At 59.8% G+C, this 16,432-nt stretch carries 15 protein-coding genes; 4 read left to right on the top strand and 11 right to left on the bottom strand.

The genetic code is table 11. The annotated features are described in order from the left end of the window. Positions 1 to 25 precede the first annotated feature (25 nt). The 8 genes from O9K64_RS12940 to O9K64_RS12905 form a co-directional block, all read right to left on the bottom strand. Positions 26 to 313 carry a ferritin-like domain-containing protein gene (locus O9K64_RS12940; RefSeq protein WP_275098502.1) on the bottom strand — a complete coding sequence of 96 codons (288 nt, stop codon included), beginning with the start codon at positions 311 to 313 and terminating at the stop codon, positions 26 to 28. Between the two features lie 17 nt (positions 314 to 330). Further along, positions 331 to 1,662 (bottom strand): heterodisulfide reductase-related iron-sulfur binding cluster, encoded by a 1,332-nt coding sequence (locus O9K64_RS12935; RefSeq protein ID WP_275098501.1) that lies wholly within the window; start codon positions 1,660 to 1,662, stop codon positions 331 to 333. A 371-nt stretch (positions 1,663 to 2,033) separates the two neighbouring features. After that, positions 2,034 to 2,450, bottom strand: a complete 417-nt coding sequence (locus O9K64_RS12930; protein WP_275098500.1) for a rubrerythrin family protein — start codon at positions 2,448 to 2,450, stop codon at positions 2,034 to 2,036. Positions 2,451 to 2,655: 205 nt separating this feature from the next. After that, positions 2,656 to 3,195 (bottom strand): DUF3750 domain-containing protein, encoded by a 540-nt coding sequence (locus tag O9K64_RS12925; RefSeq protein WP_275098499.1) that lies wholly within the window; start codon positions 3,193 to 3,195, stop codon positions 2,656 to 2,658. Between the two features lie 134 nt (positions 3,196 to 3,329). After that, entirely contained in the window at positions 3,330 to 5,912 is a 2,583-nt protein-coding gene (locus tag O9K64_RS12920; protein ID WP_275098498.1) for an acyl-CoA dehydrogenase, read from the bottom strand. A 96-nt stretch (positions 5,913 to 6,008) separates the two neighbouring features. Then, on the bottom strand, positions 6,009 to 6,734 hold the full coding sequence (locus O9K64_RS12915) for a DUF169 domain-containing protein (protein WP_275098497.1): 726 nt from the start codon (positions 6,732 to 6,734) through the stop codon (positions 6,009 to 6,011). 307 nt (positions 6,735 to 7,041) lie between these two features. Beyond that, positions 7,042 to 7,713: a cysteine hydrolase family protein gene (locus tag O9K64_RS12910; RefSeq protein WP_275098496.1), complete on the bottom strand. Its 672-nt coding sequence runs from the start codon at positions 7,711 to 7,713 to the stop codon at positions 7,042 to 7,044. 53 nt (positions 7,714 to 7,766) lie between these two features. Beyond that, on the bottom strand, positions 7,767 to 7,997 hold the full coding sequence (locus O9K64_RS12905) for a hypothetical protein (protein ID WP_275098495.1): 231 nt from the start codon (positions 7,995 to 7,997) through the stop codon (positions 7,767 to 7,769). Positions 7,998 to 8,139: 142 nt separating this feature from the next. Between O9K64_RS12905 and gcvA the strand changes: the two genes are divergently transcribed. The 3 genes from gcvA to O9K64_RS12890 all read left to right on the top strand — a co-directional run bounded on the left by gcvA (position 8,140) and on the right by O9K64_RS12890 (position 10,983). Further along, the gene (gene gcvA / locus O9K64_RS12900) at positions 8,140 to 9,030 is read left to right on the top strand and encodes a transcriptional regulator GcvA (protein WP_275098494.1); all 891 of its coding nucleotides are present in this window, start codon (positions 8,140 to 8,142) and stop codon (positions 9,028 to 9,030) included. Between the two features lie 187 nt (positions 9,031 to 9,217). After that, entirely contained in the window at positions 9,218 to 9,943 is a 726-nt protein-coding gene (locus tag O9K64_RS12895) for a hypothetical protein (RefSeq protein ID WP_275098493.1), read from the top strand. Between the two features lie 32 nt (positions 9,944 to 9,975). Beyond that, entirely contained in the window at positions 9,976 to 10,983 is a 1,008-nt protein-coding gene (locus O9K64_RS12890; protein WP_275098492.1) for a DUF6976 family protein, read from the top strand. 102 nt (positions 10,984 to 11,085) lie between these two features. Here the strand turns inward: O9K64_RS12890 and O9K64_RS12885 are convergent, their stop codons facing one another. Together O9K64_RS12885 and O9K64_RS12880 are read right to left on the bottom strand one after the other, a co-directional pair. Next, complete coding sequence (locus O9K64_RS12885) at positions 11,086 to 12,006, bottom strand: energy transducer TonB (RefSeq protein WP_275098491.1); 921 nt, start codon at positions 12,004 to 12,006, stop codon at positions 11,086 to 11,088. Between the two features lie 201 nt (positions 12,007 to 12,207). Further along, positions 12,208 to 14,325 (bottom strand): TonB-dependent receptor family protein, encoded by a 2,118-nt coding sequence (locus tag O9K64_RS12880; RefSeq protein ID WP_275098490.1) that lies wholly within the window; start codon positions 14,323 to 14,325, stop codon positions 12,208 to 12,210. A 519-nt stretch (positions 14,326 to 14,844) separates the two neighbouring features. Between O9K64_RS12880 and rssA the strand changes: the two genes are divergently transcribed. Then, positions 14,845 to 15,765: a patatin-like phospholipase RssA gene (gene rssA, locus O9K64_RS12875; protein WP_275098489.1), complete on the top strand. Its 921-nt coding sequence runs from the start codon at positions 14,845 to 14,847 to the stop codon at positions 15,763 to 15,765. Positions 15,766 to 15,880: 115 nt separating this feature from the next. Here rssA and O9K64_RS12870 read toward each other — a convergent pair whose 3' ends face one another. Beyond that, the gene (locus O9K64_RS12870; RefSeq protein WP_275098488.1) at positions 15,881 to 16,219 is read right to left on the bottom strand and encodes a hypothetical protein; all 339 of its coding nucleotides are present in this window, start codon (positions 16,217 to 16,219) and stop codon (positions 15,881 to 15,883) included. Positions 16,220 to 16,432: the final 213 nt, after the last annotated feature.

Genomic DNA, 16,432 nt, shown 5'->3' with positions numbered 1-16,432 from the left:
ATGTTCATTCCATCCTTTTGCACCACTACTCGTGGGTAATGGGTTTGTCGCTGAACAGGTAATCCTTCAGCTCATGTTCGAATCGCGGATCGTTGCGGCGGATCCACTCCAGCACCATCGAGGCGTGCTCCTTCTCCTCGTCCCGGTTATGCGCCAGGATCGCCTTCAGTTGCGGATCGCGGCAGGCATCGACCCGCTGGTTGTACCAGTCGATCGCCTCCAGTTCCTCCATCAGCGATATGATGGCGCGGTGCATGTCCCGGGTCTCCGCCGAGAGTTCCGCTATCGGTTCGTGGTAGCCTTCATTTGCCATGATTTCTCTCCTTGGAGTTATATGCCGTAGGCTTTTCTCAACAGACTCATGGGGTGCTCGGTGCGGCTGCCGTCACCCATGCCGTGCTCGATGTGCCGGCCCGCCATCGGGCAGTCACTGCCATAATGATCGGCGCTGGCCTGTTTTACCCGGTTGACCACCGGACGCACGATCTTCATCGAGATCTCGTGGCACTCCTTCTTCACCGCATAAGTGCCGTCATGACCGGAGCAGCGCTCGATCACCTCGACCGTGGTATCGGGAACAAGCGCCAGCACATCCCGGGTTTTCGCACCGATGTTCTGCACCCGCTGATGGCAGGCTGCGTGATAAGCCACCTTGCCCAGCGGCCGGCTGAAATCGGTCTTCAGCTTGCCGTGCTTGTGGCGCAGGAACAGGTATTCGAACGGGTCAAAGATCGCCTGACTGACCTTCTTCACAGCGGGATTGTCGGGAAACAGCAACGGCAGCTCCTGTTTGAACATCAGGGTGCAGGAGGGAACCGGGGCGACAATATCCCAGCCCTCATCCACCAGCTTGGCCAGTACCGGAATATTGGCCTGCATCGCCTTCTCCACCGCCTCCAGATGACCCAGCTCAAGCTTCGGCATACCGCAGCACTGCTCCTTTCGCGCCAGCGTCACCGGGATCCCGTTGTGCTCGAAGACCGCCACCAGATCCTCACCGATAATCGGTTCGTTGCGATTGCCGTAACAGGTGGCGAACAGCGCGACCTTGCCCTGGGTGGGGCCGGCCGGCCCGGCGTCGGCGGAAGCGCCCACGTTCCGGCTCAGGCGCTTGCGCATGGTCCGGGAGTGGAACTCCGGCAGGCGGGCATCCGCATGCACCCCGAGCACCGACTCCAGCAGCTTGCGGGTCGGTTTCGCCTTGTTGGCCGCGTTAACCACATCCACCACCACCGGGATGCCGGCGATCGAGCCGACCGCGTCGGTGCTGGTGAGGATCCTGTCCCGCAGCTTCATCTCGCCCTTTTTGTACTTCACCGCCTTGGCGCGCAGCATCAGGTGCGGGAAGTCCACGTTCCACTCGTGGGGTGGCGTGTAGGGACACTTGGTCATGAAGCAGAGATCACACAGGTAACAGTGATCCACCACACCCCAGTAATCCTCCTTTTTCACCCCGTCCACTTCGTAGGTCGGGGACTCGTCGACCAGGTCAAACAGCGTGGGGAAGGCGTTACAGAGGCTGACACAACGACGGCAGCCATGGCAGATTTCATAAACCCGTTCCAACTCGGCCATGAGCGAGGATTCATTATAAAAATCGGGATTCTTCCAATCGATCGGGTGGCGTGTCGGTGCCTCCAGATTACCCTCTTTTACTGCCATGTTGTCCGCCTCCTGGAATCCTGATAACGGTGTTAGCCCGTAGATACTCTGTTCCAATGCAAGTCCAATCTGCATCCAGTCCATAAAAACATTTATCAGGCAATCGCGTCGGGTCGGCACGTAGTCTGTGCCCACCTTTTTGCCCCGTGCCGTACCTTCCGCGTGGGCACAAAAAGCGTGCCCACCCTACCAAGCTTGATGGCCAAGCCGTAGGTTGGGGTGAGCCTGCGAACCCCAACATGTGGTGTTGAACGCAACCATCGTCCGTTGGGGTTCGCTCCGCTCACCCCAACCTACGGGCTGAGATCAAAACTGGGGTGGTGCAGGAGGACCGGGACTGGACCCATCCCGGTCCTGTTCCGAATGAGAGATCAGTCCATCTCATCCAGCGCACGCTGGTAACGGTTGGCATGCGAGCGTTCCGCCTTGGCCAGGGTCTCGAACCAGTCAGCAACCTCATCAAAGCCCTCATCACGCGCGGTTTTGGCCATGCCCGGGTACATATCCGTGTACTCATGGGTTTCACCGACGACCGCACTCTTCAGGTTGTCCGCGGTGCCGCCAATCGGCATGCCGGTAGCGGGATCGCCACAGCTCTCCAGATACTCCAGATGACCGTGGGCGTGTCCGGTTTCACCTTCGGCGGTAGAGCGGAAAAGTGCGGAGATATCGTTGTATCCTTCAACATCCGCCTTGGAGGCGAAGTAGAGGTAGCGACGATTGGCCTGCGACTCACCGGCAAATGCATCCTTCAGATTTTGCTCGGTCTTACTACCTTTCAGTTCCATAACTCTCTCCTCGTCTAAGTTCTGTTATTCGCACACTTACCTCAGTACGTGTAGAAAGGATAGATGATGAAATTTAGTTTATCTAATTGATTTTTTATTATTTATTTATCGTTTTTTTCTATTTATAATCGCTATCGTTGATAAACAGCGGGGACCGCTTCGCCTTGCTCATGCAGCACTTGGAGGACAGGCAGGCAAACTGCGCCTAGTCGACGTAACTTTTGCCGATCGCGGACAACGGGAGGTTCAGGCCAAGCTCCGGCACCCGCTTGGCGATCCAGGCGGTGAAGGTGTTGCTGTTGGGTCCCGGAAAGGCCTGGTAGGTGGTTTTCCAGGGGTAGTCACGGGCCGCCTTTTCCACCGCATCGATCAGCCGGTCGACGTCCTTCCCCCGGTGCTCCTTGATGATGCGGGGACGCTCTCCATACCAGTAGCGGTCCGGGACATCCCGGGCGATCCGCATCACCGGCTGACCGCTGCGGCCCCGCCAACCGACCACGTCGTACACCGTATAGGTGTCAGCGCCCGTCCGTTTGGCGGCGATCCAGGTATGAATGGCAAACCAGCCGCGCCAGCCCCAGGCATCGGCGCCGTAGACCTGCAGGACGGCTTCAGGGGTCACCGCGGGTGCGGGGGCGATGCCTGCCGGTTCCCGGCTGGCGGTCCGCCAGTCCCTGGGAGAAGAACATCCCGCCGACACCAGTCCCAGCAGAATAATTACCGACAATCGCTTCAGGTTAGTCATCGATTGCTGCTTCCCTTCTCCACCAAACAGTAACCGTGGGGCGGCATGAATATGGGTTTGATGAATGTACAGTTTAGCGCTTTTTCAGCGGGACACCGGGCGCATTGCCTCCGACGATGCCGCCCCGCGGGTCCTCAGTCGCCCTGTTTTTCCACCGGTTCGGTGGCACGCTTTGCGACAACCGGCTTTTTCACCACTCTCTTCTTGCTGGCTTTTTTCTTGCCGGCCTTCTTTTTCGCCTGCGGTTTTTTCACCGGGGCCCGGGCGGCCCCGGGCGTTGCAGCGGTTTTGCGGACAGCCAGCTCGGCAGCGGCGAAATCATCCACATCGATCAGCGCCATCACCTTGGCATCGAAACTTCTCAGTTGCGCGGCTTCGTCAGCGGTTAGGATACCCTTGCGCTCCGCCTCATTGATCTGCGAGGGGGTGTCCTCGGACTCAAAAAGTCCGTCCCGGCGGGCATTAAACACCTTGCGCTCCAGAGGCTTGACCGACTCGGTCAGTTCCAGCGCCTCCTGCAGCAGGCCCAACGGATTATTGGGCTCGACGGCCTGATAGATACCCTCGCAGAGCCGCTCGCGGCTGTCGCAGGGCCTCATGATCAGCTCGGCAATCTGCAGTCCCAGCTCGTCCGACGGTGCGGAGTAGCTACGGCCCCGGGGAAAGACGAACAGGCGCAACAGCGCGCTCGCCCAGCGGTTGGGCAGATTGCGCAATAGCCCGTGCAGCTGTTCCTGGGCGTCATAGAGCAGCGAGCGGCAGGCCCACTCGACAATCGGTAAATCCTCCTCCGGGCTGCCCTGATTGACATGATGCTTCAGCACCATCGAGGCGAGATAGATGGCACTCAGCACATCCCCCAGCCGGGCCGAGAGCAGCTCCTTGCGTTTCAGCGCTCCCCCCAGGGTGAGCATCGCCACATCCGCCGCCAGGGCGAAGGAGGCGCTGTACCGGGAGATGTGCTGGTAATAGCGGCGTGTCCCATCCCGCGTTGGCGCCATCACATAGCGCGCCTGGGTCAGGGCCATCACCAGGGAACGGGCGGCATTGCCGACGGCATAGCCGAGATGCCCGAATAGCGCCCGGTCGAACGCCCGCAGCCCCGCTTCGCCTTCGGCCCCGGCCGCCTCCATCTCCTTCAGCACATAGGGATGGCAGCGGATCGCCCCCTGACCGAAGATGATCAGGCCGCGGGTGAGGATGTTGGCCCCCTCCACCGTGATGGCGATGGGCATGCCCTGGTAATTGCGCCCCAGGTAGTTCTTCGGACCGAGCATGATCCCCTTGCCGCCCTGTACGTCCATGGCATCGTTGGCGATGGCACGCCCCATTTCGGTGTTGTGGTATTTGAGAATGGCCGCGGGGACCGCGGGCTTCTCCCCGGCATCGATGGCACCGATGGTGACATCGGCCGCGGCGGTCATGATATAGGTGCGCCCGGCCATGCGTGCCAGCACCTCACCGACCCCGTGAAACTTGCCCACCGGCAGGCCGAACTGGCGGCGAATCCTGGCATAGGCGCCGGAGGCGTAGACCGCCGCCTTGCCGCAGCCGACGGCATTGGAAGGCAGGGTGATGCCGCGGCCGACCGAGAGCTGCTGCACCAGCATCTTCCAGCCCTCCCCGGCCCGTTCCGGTCCACCGATAATGGCGTCCAGCGGCACGAACACGTCCCGGCCCTGGGTGGGACCGTTCTGAAACGGGATATTCAGCGGGAAGTGGCGGCGGCCAATGGTGACGCCGGGCAGGCGGGTCGGCACCAGACCGGCGGTGATGCCGTAGGCGTCGCGGTCCCCCATCAGGTGGTCCGGATCATAAAGCTTGAAGGCGAGCCCCAGCACCGTGGCGATCGGCGCCAGGGTGATGTAGCGCTTGTCCCAGTTGAGCCGGATACCGATGATCTCCCGCCCCTCATACTCGCCCCGGCAGACCACCCCGGTATCGGTGATGGCGGTTGCGTCCGAGCCGACCCGAGGCGAGGTGAGGGCGAAACAGGGGATCTCGTCACCGGCCGCCAGGCGCGGCAGATAATGATCCTTCTGTTCCTCGGTGCCGTAATGCAGCAGCAGCTCCCCAGGCCCCAGGGAGTTGGGCACCCCCACCGTGGAGGCGACCACCAGGCTGCGGCTGGCAAGCTTGCGCAGTACGCAGGACTGGGCCAGGGCGGAGAACTCCAACCCGCCATACCGTTTCGGTATGATCATGGCGAAGAACTTCTCCTGCCTGATATAGGCCCACACCTCTGGCGGCATGTCCGCCAATTCATGGGTGATCTGCCAGTCATCCAACATCCGGCAGAGCGTTTCGGTGGGGCCGTCGAGAAACGCCTGCTCTTCACGAGTCAGGCGGGGTGCCGGCATCTGATACAGCTTCTCCCAATCCGGCGCGCCGGAGAAGAGGTCCCCCTCCCACCAGACCGTGCCCGCTTCCAGCGCCTCGCGCTCGGTATCGGACATGGGCGGCAGGATCTGCCGATAGAAGGCAAGCAGCCGACGCGAGATCGTAGTGCGCCGAAAATCCTCGAAGTTGAGCAGTAGCAGACCGAGGAAGAGCAGCCAGAGCAGCGACAGCCAGAAGCCCCCCGCGTTACCGAGCAGGGTATAGGCGAGCAGCAGGCCGCCCATGACCAGCGTGGAGCGTTTGAGACTTTCCCGCCGGTAGGCCAGTGTAACCGCCACCACCGGAAACAGCAGAAACCAGAAAAGCGTTGCCAACATCCCCTTCCCCCTGAAGATCAGCGTTAACTCCGACAGACGCCTAGGGTAGGCCAGATCCAATGGGAGGTAAATGAATAACGCATCAATCGAACACCATCACACGCGAAAACGCCTGGAATCCTCACTGGCATAGTTCGCCACGGCGCCATCGATGACTGCGGTCGTTTTGATCATCTGCGTCACCTCGGCCAGCCGGCTGCCCGGTATGGCGCAGGTCATTTCGCTGTTCGGCAGACCGGTCCGGACGCGGCTGAGCATGCAGCCGACGCTTACCGCCACCATCTCCTGCTCCTTGGCAATGGCGACGATATGACACTGCGGCTTGCCCTCGAAACGCAGGCCCGGGATGGCATCCGACAGGGTCATGGCCTGCTTGGCATTGATGCGCAGGAACACCACGTCCGGCAGCCTCGGTGAATCCTTTAACGGCCCGTAGGTGACATAACGAAAACGCTCGGTCACCACCGGAATCTGTGGGAACATCTCCGGCGCCACCCAGCCGGACCCTACCAGCGCACCCACATCGGACAGGTTACCGACCTCTTCGAGCGTCTTGAACCCGTGGGTGACACTGCCGACGCTGCAGTTGCCATGGTCTTCCGCCACCGTGCTGAAGGTGCGCTCGGCGGCCTTCATCCAGAACACGCAACCGGCCGGGACACGTCCGCTGCGGCCATCTTCGGTGGGTGCCGGCATGGCCTCGGCGAACTGTTCGACGCCGGGTACCGGCTCCTGGGTAAAACTGATTGCCAGCGGTTGATGCTGCAGCGCCAATGCGCTGATCAGCTCCTCCGCCAGTTGTTGATTTGTCTGTTGCGGCATGCTTCTCTCCCTGATAGTTCGTCGGACGAGGCGGTGCTGATCCACCTATAGCCACACCTTAGGGCCCGCGCAAGAATAATTCCGTAGTACCGAGGGCGTTCCTGGGCCCCGCTGGCAAGGCACGCTTTGCAGGCAATGGCCGTTCCCTTGGCAAAAAGCGTAACGCCGCCAGCGGGGTTCAGGGACGACCGAATACAGGAACTTATTCTTGCGCGGGCCCTTAGTGCCTGTAGAAGTATAGGAGAGACTCGCCGTCCTCATAGGGAGAGCACCGGGGGCGGTTTCCCATTGGCTGATGCGGTAGGGTTCAAAGCTCCATGATCGCCACCAGCTCACGGCTGGAGAGCACCTGACAATAGATCATGTTGATGATCTCCAGCTCGCGCCGGTGCAGTTCCTCGGTGCCGGCGGCACAGCCATCCTCAACCACGATCACATTGAAGCTCTCGTCGGCCAGGCTACGCACCGTGGAGGAGACGCACTGATCGGTGAAGATGCCGGTCATCACCACGTTCCTGATCCCCATATTGTGCAGCACCAGGCGCAAGTTGGTGCCGGTCAGGGCGCTGTCGGTGGTCTTGGTGACCACCACTTCGCCTGGCGGCGGGGTCAGTTCCGGGACAAACTGGGAACTCGGCTGGTCCCGGGGCAGCAGCAGGTAGTTCCAGCCCGGTTTCTTCTGGCTCAGGGAGCGGTCGCGGCCATCCTCCAGCAGGCAGGCGATACGGGCATGCAGCACATCCATGCCGCGGGCACGGAACCGGGCCTGCAACCCCTGTACGGTGGGGATGACGATCTCCCGCATGCGCTGCTGGAACGGCGCCCAGCGCGCCCGCTCGGCGGGGTCGTCCGCCAGCTGCAGGTAGATATTCTGGATATCGATCGTGAGCAGCGCCGTCTCCCCGGGGGGGAGGCACAGATCCTCGGGTTCCGGCGCGCCCTGGTAATAGAACGAACGATAATCGGTTTTCCAGCCCATACTCCCCCCGCTTGGTGCCTGTGCGAAATCCCCTGCAGAATCCCTGTGCAGAATTAAAGCATAGTGCAGTCTGTCCGGCCGGGGCGCGGCGACGCGTCATCATGGCGGAAAAACGGCAGCACCCGGCTCATGTGGCTGATGATATCCCAGGCGGCCCTGGAGCGCAGGCAGTGGGCACGCCGCCGGTAGAAACACATATCGATACTGCCGTCCAGAGCCCGGCGGATGCGGGTGCCCTCCGCCTCGTGGTTCACCGTCCTGCGCTGTTGCTGACGCTGGTCCATGACAACCTCCTGAATGATAAAAAACAGTTCAACACCGATTCGAGGCAGCGCCTGCGAATCCTGCTTGAATTGAACTATATTCAGGCGTAAAGCACTGGACAAACGATCAATTTTCATTTATTGATGAATTTTTCTAATCTATATGAATACCATGTTGATGCCACCACTGAACGCCATCCGCACCTTCGAATGCGCTGCCCGCCACCTCAGCTTCAGCCAGGCGGCGGCCGAACTGCACGTCACCGCCTCGGCGGTCAGCCACCAGATCAAGAGCCTGGAGGAGTACCTGGGCACCCGGCTGTTCCTGCGCAAGACCCGCCAGGTGGAGCTGACACCGGAGGCCGTGTCCTACCTGCCGGCCATCCGCATGAGCCTGGAGCAGATCAGCGAGGCGACCCGCCGCCTGATGAGCCGGCAGGATGAGGTGATCCGCATCAACGTCGCCCCGGCCATTGCCGGCGGCTGGCTGATCCCCCGCCTGTATGACTTCTACAGCAGCCACGCCGGGGTGGAGATCGAGATCACCACCTCCATGCGACTGGTGGATTTCACCCGCTCCGACGTGGATCTGGCGGTGCGTTACGGCAAGGGGCAGTGGCCGGGCCTGAAGAGCCACCTGCTGCTCCGGGAGGAGCTGGTGCTGGTGTGCAGCCCGAAACTGCTGGAGGGCGACCGGGGACCGCAATCGGCGGCGGATCTCAAGCGGTTGCCGCTGCTGCATGTCAGGCCCAAGGAGACCGACTGGCAGGAGTGGTTTGCCGCCGCCGGTATCGAACCCTTTGATCTGGCCAAGGGGATCGGTTTCCAGAGCTCGCCGCTGATGCTGGATGCGGTTGAGGCGGGGCTGGGCTACGGCATCGTCAGCCGCCACCTGATCCAGCAGGAGCTGGCCAGCGGTCGCATCGTGATCCCCCTGGATATCAGTGCCACCGGCAGCAACGGTTACTTCCTGGTCTACCCCGACAGCCGCTGCGACGATCCCAAGGTGGTGCTGTTCAGGGACTGGGTGCTGGGGCAAACAAAGCCGTACTGAGCGGGATCCGGATAGGGTCTCCATCTAAAGTTGAATGGCCGCACGCTGCCCTGGCGTTACCATGATCGAAATTAGGTGGTTTATTCGGGTATCGGGGCGAGAGCAGCCCTCCCGGTCGATGGAGCCGGGATTGGCATTTATGCATTCCCGGAACATGAGATGACAATCATAAATACATGGAGGAATCATGCTTGATATGGAGTTCTATGAACGCATATTGGGAATAGCGTCGCCGTGGCATATCACCAAGACCAAGCAGTATATTAATCAGCAGCGCGTGGATATCTGGATTGCGCAGCGGGAAAAGGGAAGCTGGTTTAAACAGCCCCTGATCCCCAAAACCTCCGGCAGTGAAGAGGTGTGGCAGCACCTGGGGCTGGGGCGATTCAGGACCTACATCCATGCCGCGATCGGGGAAAACCGCATCCCGGACGCCGCCTACCCCTGGATGGGCCAGAAAGGCATGCCTTTTACCCACGCGCTCACCAAGCGGGTCCTGGAAATGCTCGGCGAACGGATGAGCTATAGCGTGGTGTGCAGCCTGCTTAACGTCGACTTACAGGATGTCTGGCGGTTAAAACACTCCCTGGACATCGGCACTCCCCGCGCGGACGCGCCGGTCGCTGGCCTTCAGGTAACGAAAGGTAGCGACATATCAGCCAAACCCTCGGCCGAACCATCGACCGACATCCCCCCCGCCGAAGACCCCATATGGCACAAAGTCATCAGCAATGAGACGGAAGTCGACATACGCCAGTTAGGCTTGAAACTGCTGATCAGCCGGGTGCGCAATCAATACATCAACGCTGATTCGGATGAACTCAGAACCCTGCGCAAGAGCGAACTGCGCAAGTACTTTATCCGGCATGAACGGTCGCTGCAGCATGAGCTGCGACAGATACTACCGTTATAAACAACTAAATACAGTCCATCGGGAAATAATTGATGATGCACTCCGCAACAGGATTTCAGGGACTCGTCTCACTGCAACAGGCGGTCGAATTAATCGACCAGGATCATGCACTTGCCATCGCCGGAGATGAGTCCCTGCTGAAACAGTTGCCCCGGGGTAACTGGATTGGTGGAACCATACCCTACTTTATGGATCAGCGCGGCGGGACGGTGAGCCGCGACAAGCTGTATATCAATGATCTCTCCGGCATCGGGAGCAGGATCGATATCAGAAGTTACAGCACACACAATTTGCCGGCACTGGTGAACGAGGCACCGGATAACGGCTTCTCACTCATTATCCTTCCCGGCGGCAGTGACATACTTTCGTGCTACGCAAAAAATGCGCCGGACTATGAGGATATATTCTTAAAACCGATTATCGGCTGGGTATCCGGGCATCACCTGGATGACGCTGGATCAGCCACCCCAAAGGTGATCAACGGCCTGGATGGTGAGCCCTGGGACAACCGGGCGGTGGCGATGCACGTCGGCCTCCCGGAAACAAAAATGGCCCAACTGGATATCGTCAACCTCTTTCAACAGGGTGAGGGACACACCTTCCGCTTTGCTGATTCCGGTTTCACCGCGGGGGACTGTCTGATTGATGGCGCACCGGGCAACTTCGCCGATTTCCTGCGGCAACAAGAGATCGATACGCGCCTGCCGCTGGTCGCGGATTACAGCGGCGCCATGGTCAATGTGAGCATCAAGGGTTCGGACAGCGAGCGGGGCACGGTGGATTTTTACGCCCCGGTGTTCAGTGGCGTGGATTACAAGCTGGCCGCACCAGTGGTTGACTATATTGACGAATTCACGGCGGTCACACCCAACGCGGGCGGCAGTTGGGTGTTCTCCTGCAACTGCATACTCAACTATCTTTATATGGACCTGGAGGGGAAACGAACCGCCAACATCACCGGCCCCTTCACATTTGGTGAAATTGCCTACCAACTGTTGAATCAGACACTGGTTTATCTGTCAGTGGAAGATCAGAGGTAACGACGCCATCCAGGCGACGGGGGTGAATTCTGTGCCGTTTCATCCGCGTGGGCACAAAAAGCGTGCCCTACTTGACTGATCCCACCCGCAAACACCCATCGATTACTGAAGAGCGAAGCGCAGGATCACCCGCATCGGCCATTCACGCCTGGAAAGTTCATCCGGAATAGGCCTGAAACGGTGCAATCGTTTGAGTGTCTGCAAGGCCGCCCGGTCCAGATGTCGACTCCCTGAACCGCGCAGAATGGCAAGTTGTTGCAGAGTACCGTCCTGAAGCACAACAAAAGCCACCTCCACCTGGCCTTCAACACCGCGTCTTTGTGCGCCACGCGGATACCGTTTGTTGGCCTCGAGCGCCAGTAGCAGCGCACGCTTGTACGTCTCGGTAATGTTGGCCAACCGGTCTGCCGAGACGCCGCGCGGCTTCTGCACCGCAGGTGGACTGGGTTCAGAACCACGCTGTCCGGTCTCAATCCTGGCATCCGGCTGCGCTGGCTGAACCCGTTGCCGCTTCTCTGGCCTGTACGTTCCGGGTGTGGAAGGCGCCGAACCGGATGCAGGCTTCGCCACCCTGTCCGGTTTGGGTTCGGGTTCGGGTTCGGGTTCGGGCTCCGGTTTTGGCTCCGGTTTCGGCTCCGGTTTCGGCTCCGGTTTCGGCTCCGGTTTCGGCTCCGGTTTCGGCTCCGGTTTCGGCTCCGGTTTCGGCTCCGGTTTTGGCTCCGGTTTTGGCTCCGGTTTTGGCTCCGGTTTTGGCTCCGGTTTTGGTTCCAGTTTCGGTTCCGGCTCTACCGGAGACGCTGTTTCGGTCCTTATCCTGCGCAAGGTCGTTGCCGCTTCCGGGTTCACGGCTGGCGGTATGCCGGATGCCGCACTCTGCTGCCGCTGCGGAACCAGCGTGACCCGCACAGGGTGTGCCACGCTGCCTGTGCCTTGTTGCTCGAACAGGTTTAGATCGAGGGTCGATAGCAACAGCAGGAGATGCAGTACCGATGCCGCAAACAGGCTGTTGGATATCGCTAACATCGTCTCCCTTCGACTCCTGACCACGCGCGGGATATCGATACCAGCAGCAATGATCGGTGGTTCAGCGGGACCGCTATCATACAGAGGCAACAACCGGGCGGGCGGGCTTCAGATCTCCGCGCAGGCCCGACAGGCGATACATGATGTTGCTCCCGCGCCTGCCGTGGTGGCTCGGGAGCCGAAGATCATGTGCTAAGGACCCTAATTAAACCGCACAGCGATACCCGCAAACAGATTCCGCTCGGGTGCCGGCTCAAAGTAACGGCTATTTGCCTCGTTCACCCGTACACTGCCGATATACTGCTTGTCAAAAATGTTGTTGATCCCCAGGAATGTGGTGACCTCGGTTTCGCCGTAATACCGGCTATACCCAAGGCGCAGATTCGAGACGCCGTAGCTGCTGGCGCTGTCGGAATTGGCGTTATCCACAAACACCTTGTCCACATACTGGGTATCCCAGATGGCATAAAAACCGGAAGGGGCATAATAGGCCAGCTCGGCAAAGGCGGTGTGCTCGGGGATACCCGGAATCCTGTTGCCCTTGAAAGAGGTACCGCTACCGTCCGTGAAACGGCTGAATTCAAAGTCTGAGTAGGTATAGGCGAGTGACAAATTCACCCCCGGCATTGGCTGCAGGTTGACACTGGCCTCCAGGCCATGGCGCAGAGTCTCACCGGCGTTGGTATAGTAATCCGATCCGGCCGGATTCTGCCCCGCCAGGATCAATTCGTTGTCGGTCTCGATGCGAAACAGCGCCAGTTCGTAGTCACTTCTGGGAGTGAGCGCACCCTTGATACCAAGCTCGTAGTTGACTGCGGTCTGTGCCTTCAGAGCCGGATTGAATCCACCTGCGGCGGTGGGATTGGCAAATTCACGGCTGCTGGGCGTCTCGAACGAGGTACCCAGATTGCCATAGACATTGAGCGCGTTGTTGAGACTCCACAACAGGCCGACTCGCGGGCTTATTTCACTGAATGTGATGTTTCCCGAATCATCGCTACCATCCACAAAATAGCGGTCGCTGAAGTCAAACTCCACCTCGTCATAGCGAGCCCCCAGGGTCAGTTCCAACGAGTCACTGAGGGCCAGTTCATTCTGCATGTAGAGCCCCCAACTAAAGACATCCTCGTCCTGGTCCAGCGACTTGGGCCCGATCACATTGCTGTCGATAATATTGGTGTAGTTAACCCGCTCATCCATCTGGTTATCGATATCCAGCCCCACGCTAAAGCGGTTTTTCATCCCGGAGAGCGCGCCCGTATAGCTGTACTGACCGCCGCCACCGACGAAAAAGCGTTGCAGGTCAACAATACCCCCCGAAGGCACCAGTGGTCCGCCAAAATAGCCGAACGGAAGCTTGGCATCGAAATCACGAAACACGTAGTAGTTGCGAAGCGTGAACTGGTGCTGGGCACCGATCGACTTGTTGTAGAGCAGACCCAGTTGCTGTTGCTTGACCGACTCCCCGGCATCGAAGCGCAGATTGTTGCGCTGCGCCGCACTGGGGGTGGAGAGATCCACATTGAAGGCATTGCCGGTCCGGCGCAGCCCGCCGGGATCATCCGCCTCCGGCGAGTCGACCGCATTAAAGGTAAGGGTTACATCGGAACTCTGATCGATATCGTAGCGAAACTTGGTGTTCAGCAGCACGTTTTCGGTCTCGCTGTGATCCCGGTAACCATCCAGTTCCAGCCTGGAGAGGTTCACCAGGTAGTTGAGCCGATCCGCCTGCCCTCCCGCCTTGAGCTGATGCTTGCGAAAATTGTACGAGCCAAAACTGGTGCGCGCCTCAATAAACGGCTGATCCTCGGGACCATCTTCGGTATACATGTTGATAACACCGCCGGAAGCGGTACCGTAGAGCGAGGAAGCGGGACCGCGCACCACCTCGATACGATCCAGGGAACCGATGTCGATACTGTCGACCCCGCCCTGACCATCGGGCAGGGTGGCCGGAATCCCGTCCACGTAGAGTTTGATGCCGCGGATACCGAACGACGATCTGGAACCGAAACCGCGAATGGAGATACGCAGGTCCTGCGCAAAGTTATAGCGGTTCTGCATGAACAATCCCGGGACCTTGACCAGGGATTCGTCTAGTCCCAGTTGCTGCCTGCCAAACTGGATATCATCCTTGTCCACGTAGCCGACGGCAGCAGGCACCTTGTAGAGTGACTTGTCCACGCGCGTCGCCTGGACCGTGATATCGCCCAGGAGATCAGCATCCTGCGCTTCTGCCGATACAGCGGCGCCTGCCAGCAATAAGGCCAGGGGTACCGGCAGTAACCCGCTCACATTCAGCGTTATTTTTCGCAACACACTTCCTCCGTTAAATTAATTCGCCGCAATCAACGCCGCCAGCCGACGGCCAGAACACTCCGATTCCGACGACCAATAACATATATTTTGTATGGTTATATCGTGACCGGTGAACATTAAGCCCGCTGCAAGGCGCTGCTCAATACAACAAAAGTCTAAGAAGGCGGCATGCGGATGGAATGAGGACCGGGAGTCTGGGGGGTTGGGAGTATTACACAATTGTTCTGAATTCGCGGTGGCGGGGCTGGCACCTTCTGTCGAGGGACGCCGTTAATCCATTGCATCCTCGGCTCCGTAAACGGTACATCCCTGTACCACTCCTCATGGGGGGCTCGCTGCCGCCATCCCTGGCGGCAGACGCCCTCGGCAGAAGGCACCAGCCCCTCCAGACGAACGTGTAATGCTCCCGGCGGGCCTGACCAATAGTAGCGAGCGGATGCCGGCCAACGGCAGTACCCAATTCCACACCCTCCGTGTAATCTTGCCTGTATGGGAGTTCGGTGATCGGGAAGAGAGGCCATGAAAAGCATAAAGATCGGCCTGGCCCTGGGCAGTGGTTCGGCCCGTGGCTGGGCACACATCGGCGTGATTCGAGCGTTGGAGGAGCAGGGAATCAAGCCCGATATCGTCGCCGGTTGCTCAATTGGCGCACTGGTGGGCGCCGCCTACTGCGGCGGCCATCTCGACGCCCTGGAGCAGTGGGTCAAGGGACTGAGCTTCTGGGACGTGGTGCGACTGCTGGATGTAAAGATGACCGGCGGACTGATTGAAGGCGACAGCCTGATGGCATCGTTTGAGGACAAGCTCAGGGATGTCAATATCGAGGAACTGCCCCTGCCCTTCGCCGCCGTGGCCACCGATCTGGCCAGCGGACGTGAGGTATGGCTGCAGGAGGGCCCGCTACCCTCCGCGGTGCGTGCCTCGATCGCGTTGCCCGGCCTCTTCTCCCCCATTCACCTGAACAACCGCTGGCTGGTGGACGGCGGCCTGACCAATCCGGTACCGATCTCGCTCTGTCGGGCGATGGGTGCCGATGTGATCATCGCGGCCAATCTCAACAGCGACCTTATCGGGCGCCACCTGAAAACCCGGGCGGAACAGAAACAGCTCTTCGGCGGTCAAGAGCGGGACCTGTTCAATCAGCTGCTGAAGAAACTCAACTCCGGCATTCTCGAATCGAAATTGGCCAAATGGACCCGCGAGAAAAGAAGCGGGGAGACGGCACCGGGACTTTTCGAGGTCATGGCCAGCTCGATAAACATCATGCAGGACCGCATCACCAAAAGCCGTATGGCGGGCGACCCGCCCGATGTCCTGCTGTCGCCACGGCTGGGCCAGCTCGGCCTGCTGGAGTTTGACCGTGCCGGCGAGGCGATTGCCGAAGGCTATGAGAGTGTGCAACGCATGGATACAGCCCTCCGGCATGCCCTGGCCCGGTAATTGCCGAGGCCAAAGTCGGAACCGGAGCCGGGACCCCGGTCCACGTCCCGGTTACCGCCGGTAACGCCACAAGCCGGCTCGAATCGAGCCTGAACGCTCCCGCGACGGGCGCGGGTCAGGGTTTCACATCGACACACTCGGTCAGTGGATTCTGGTCACTACCGCTCTCCTTGCAGTAGTGCAGACGGCCATCGGCATGACCGATCCAGGCACGCTGGTCGCTGTTGCCGATGTCGGTCACGGCAGAGCCGTTCGCCTCGACCACGGTGGTGCAGTTGTGCCAGTATGGAATGGCAGTGCCGCCCCCCCCGGTACAGAAGCGCACGCTGCCGTCGCTGTAGCCGATCCAGGCGCCATTGACGCCATTGACACTGATCACGCTGACGCCGCCGGCGGCCATCACCGCGCCGGTCGTCAATGCCAGCAGGGGAAGTGCTACCCATCTCTTGTTCATGACTGCTCCTCTGTCATTGCCTTCGGGTTTCGCCTGGTACTACTTTAATTTGATGAAGTACTTTTGTAGGGTGGATAAGCGACAGCGCATCCACCGCGGCGATGGTGGATGCGCCTACCGGCTTATCCACCCTGCGAAACTTACTTAAGGCGAATTACAGGATTTTCGTCATTCCGGCGCAGACCGGAATCCAGGAATACCGCCACCATTAAG

It is taken from the genome of Sedimenticola hydrogenitrophicus (genome assembly GCF_029017505.1).
GTDB lineage: Bacteria > Pseudomonadota > Gammaproteobacteria > Chromatiales > Chromatiaceae > Sedimenticola > Sedimenticola hydrogenitrophicus_A.
This window is presented reverse-complemented; position numbering and strand designations above follow the sequence as displayed.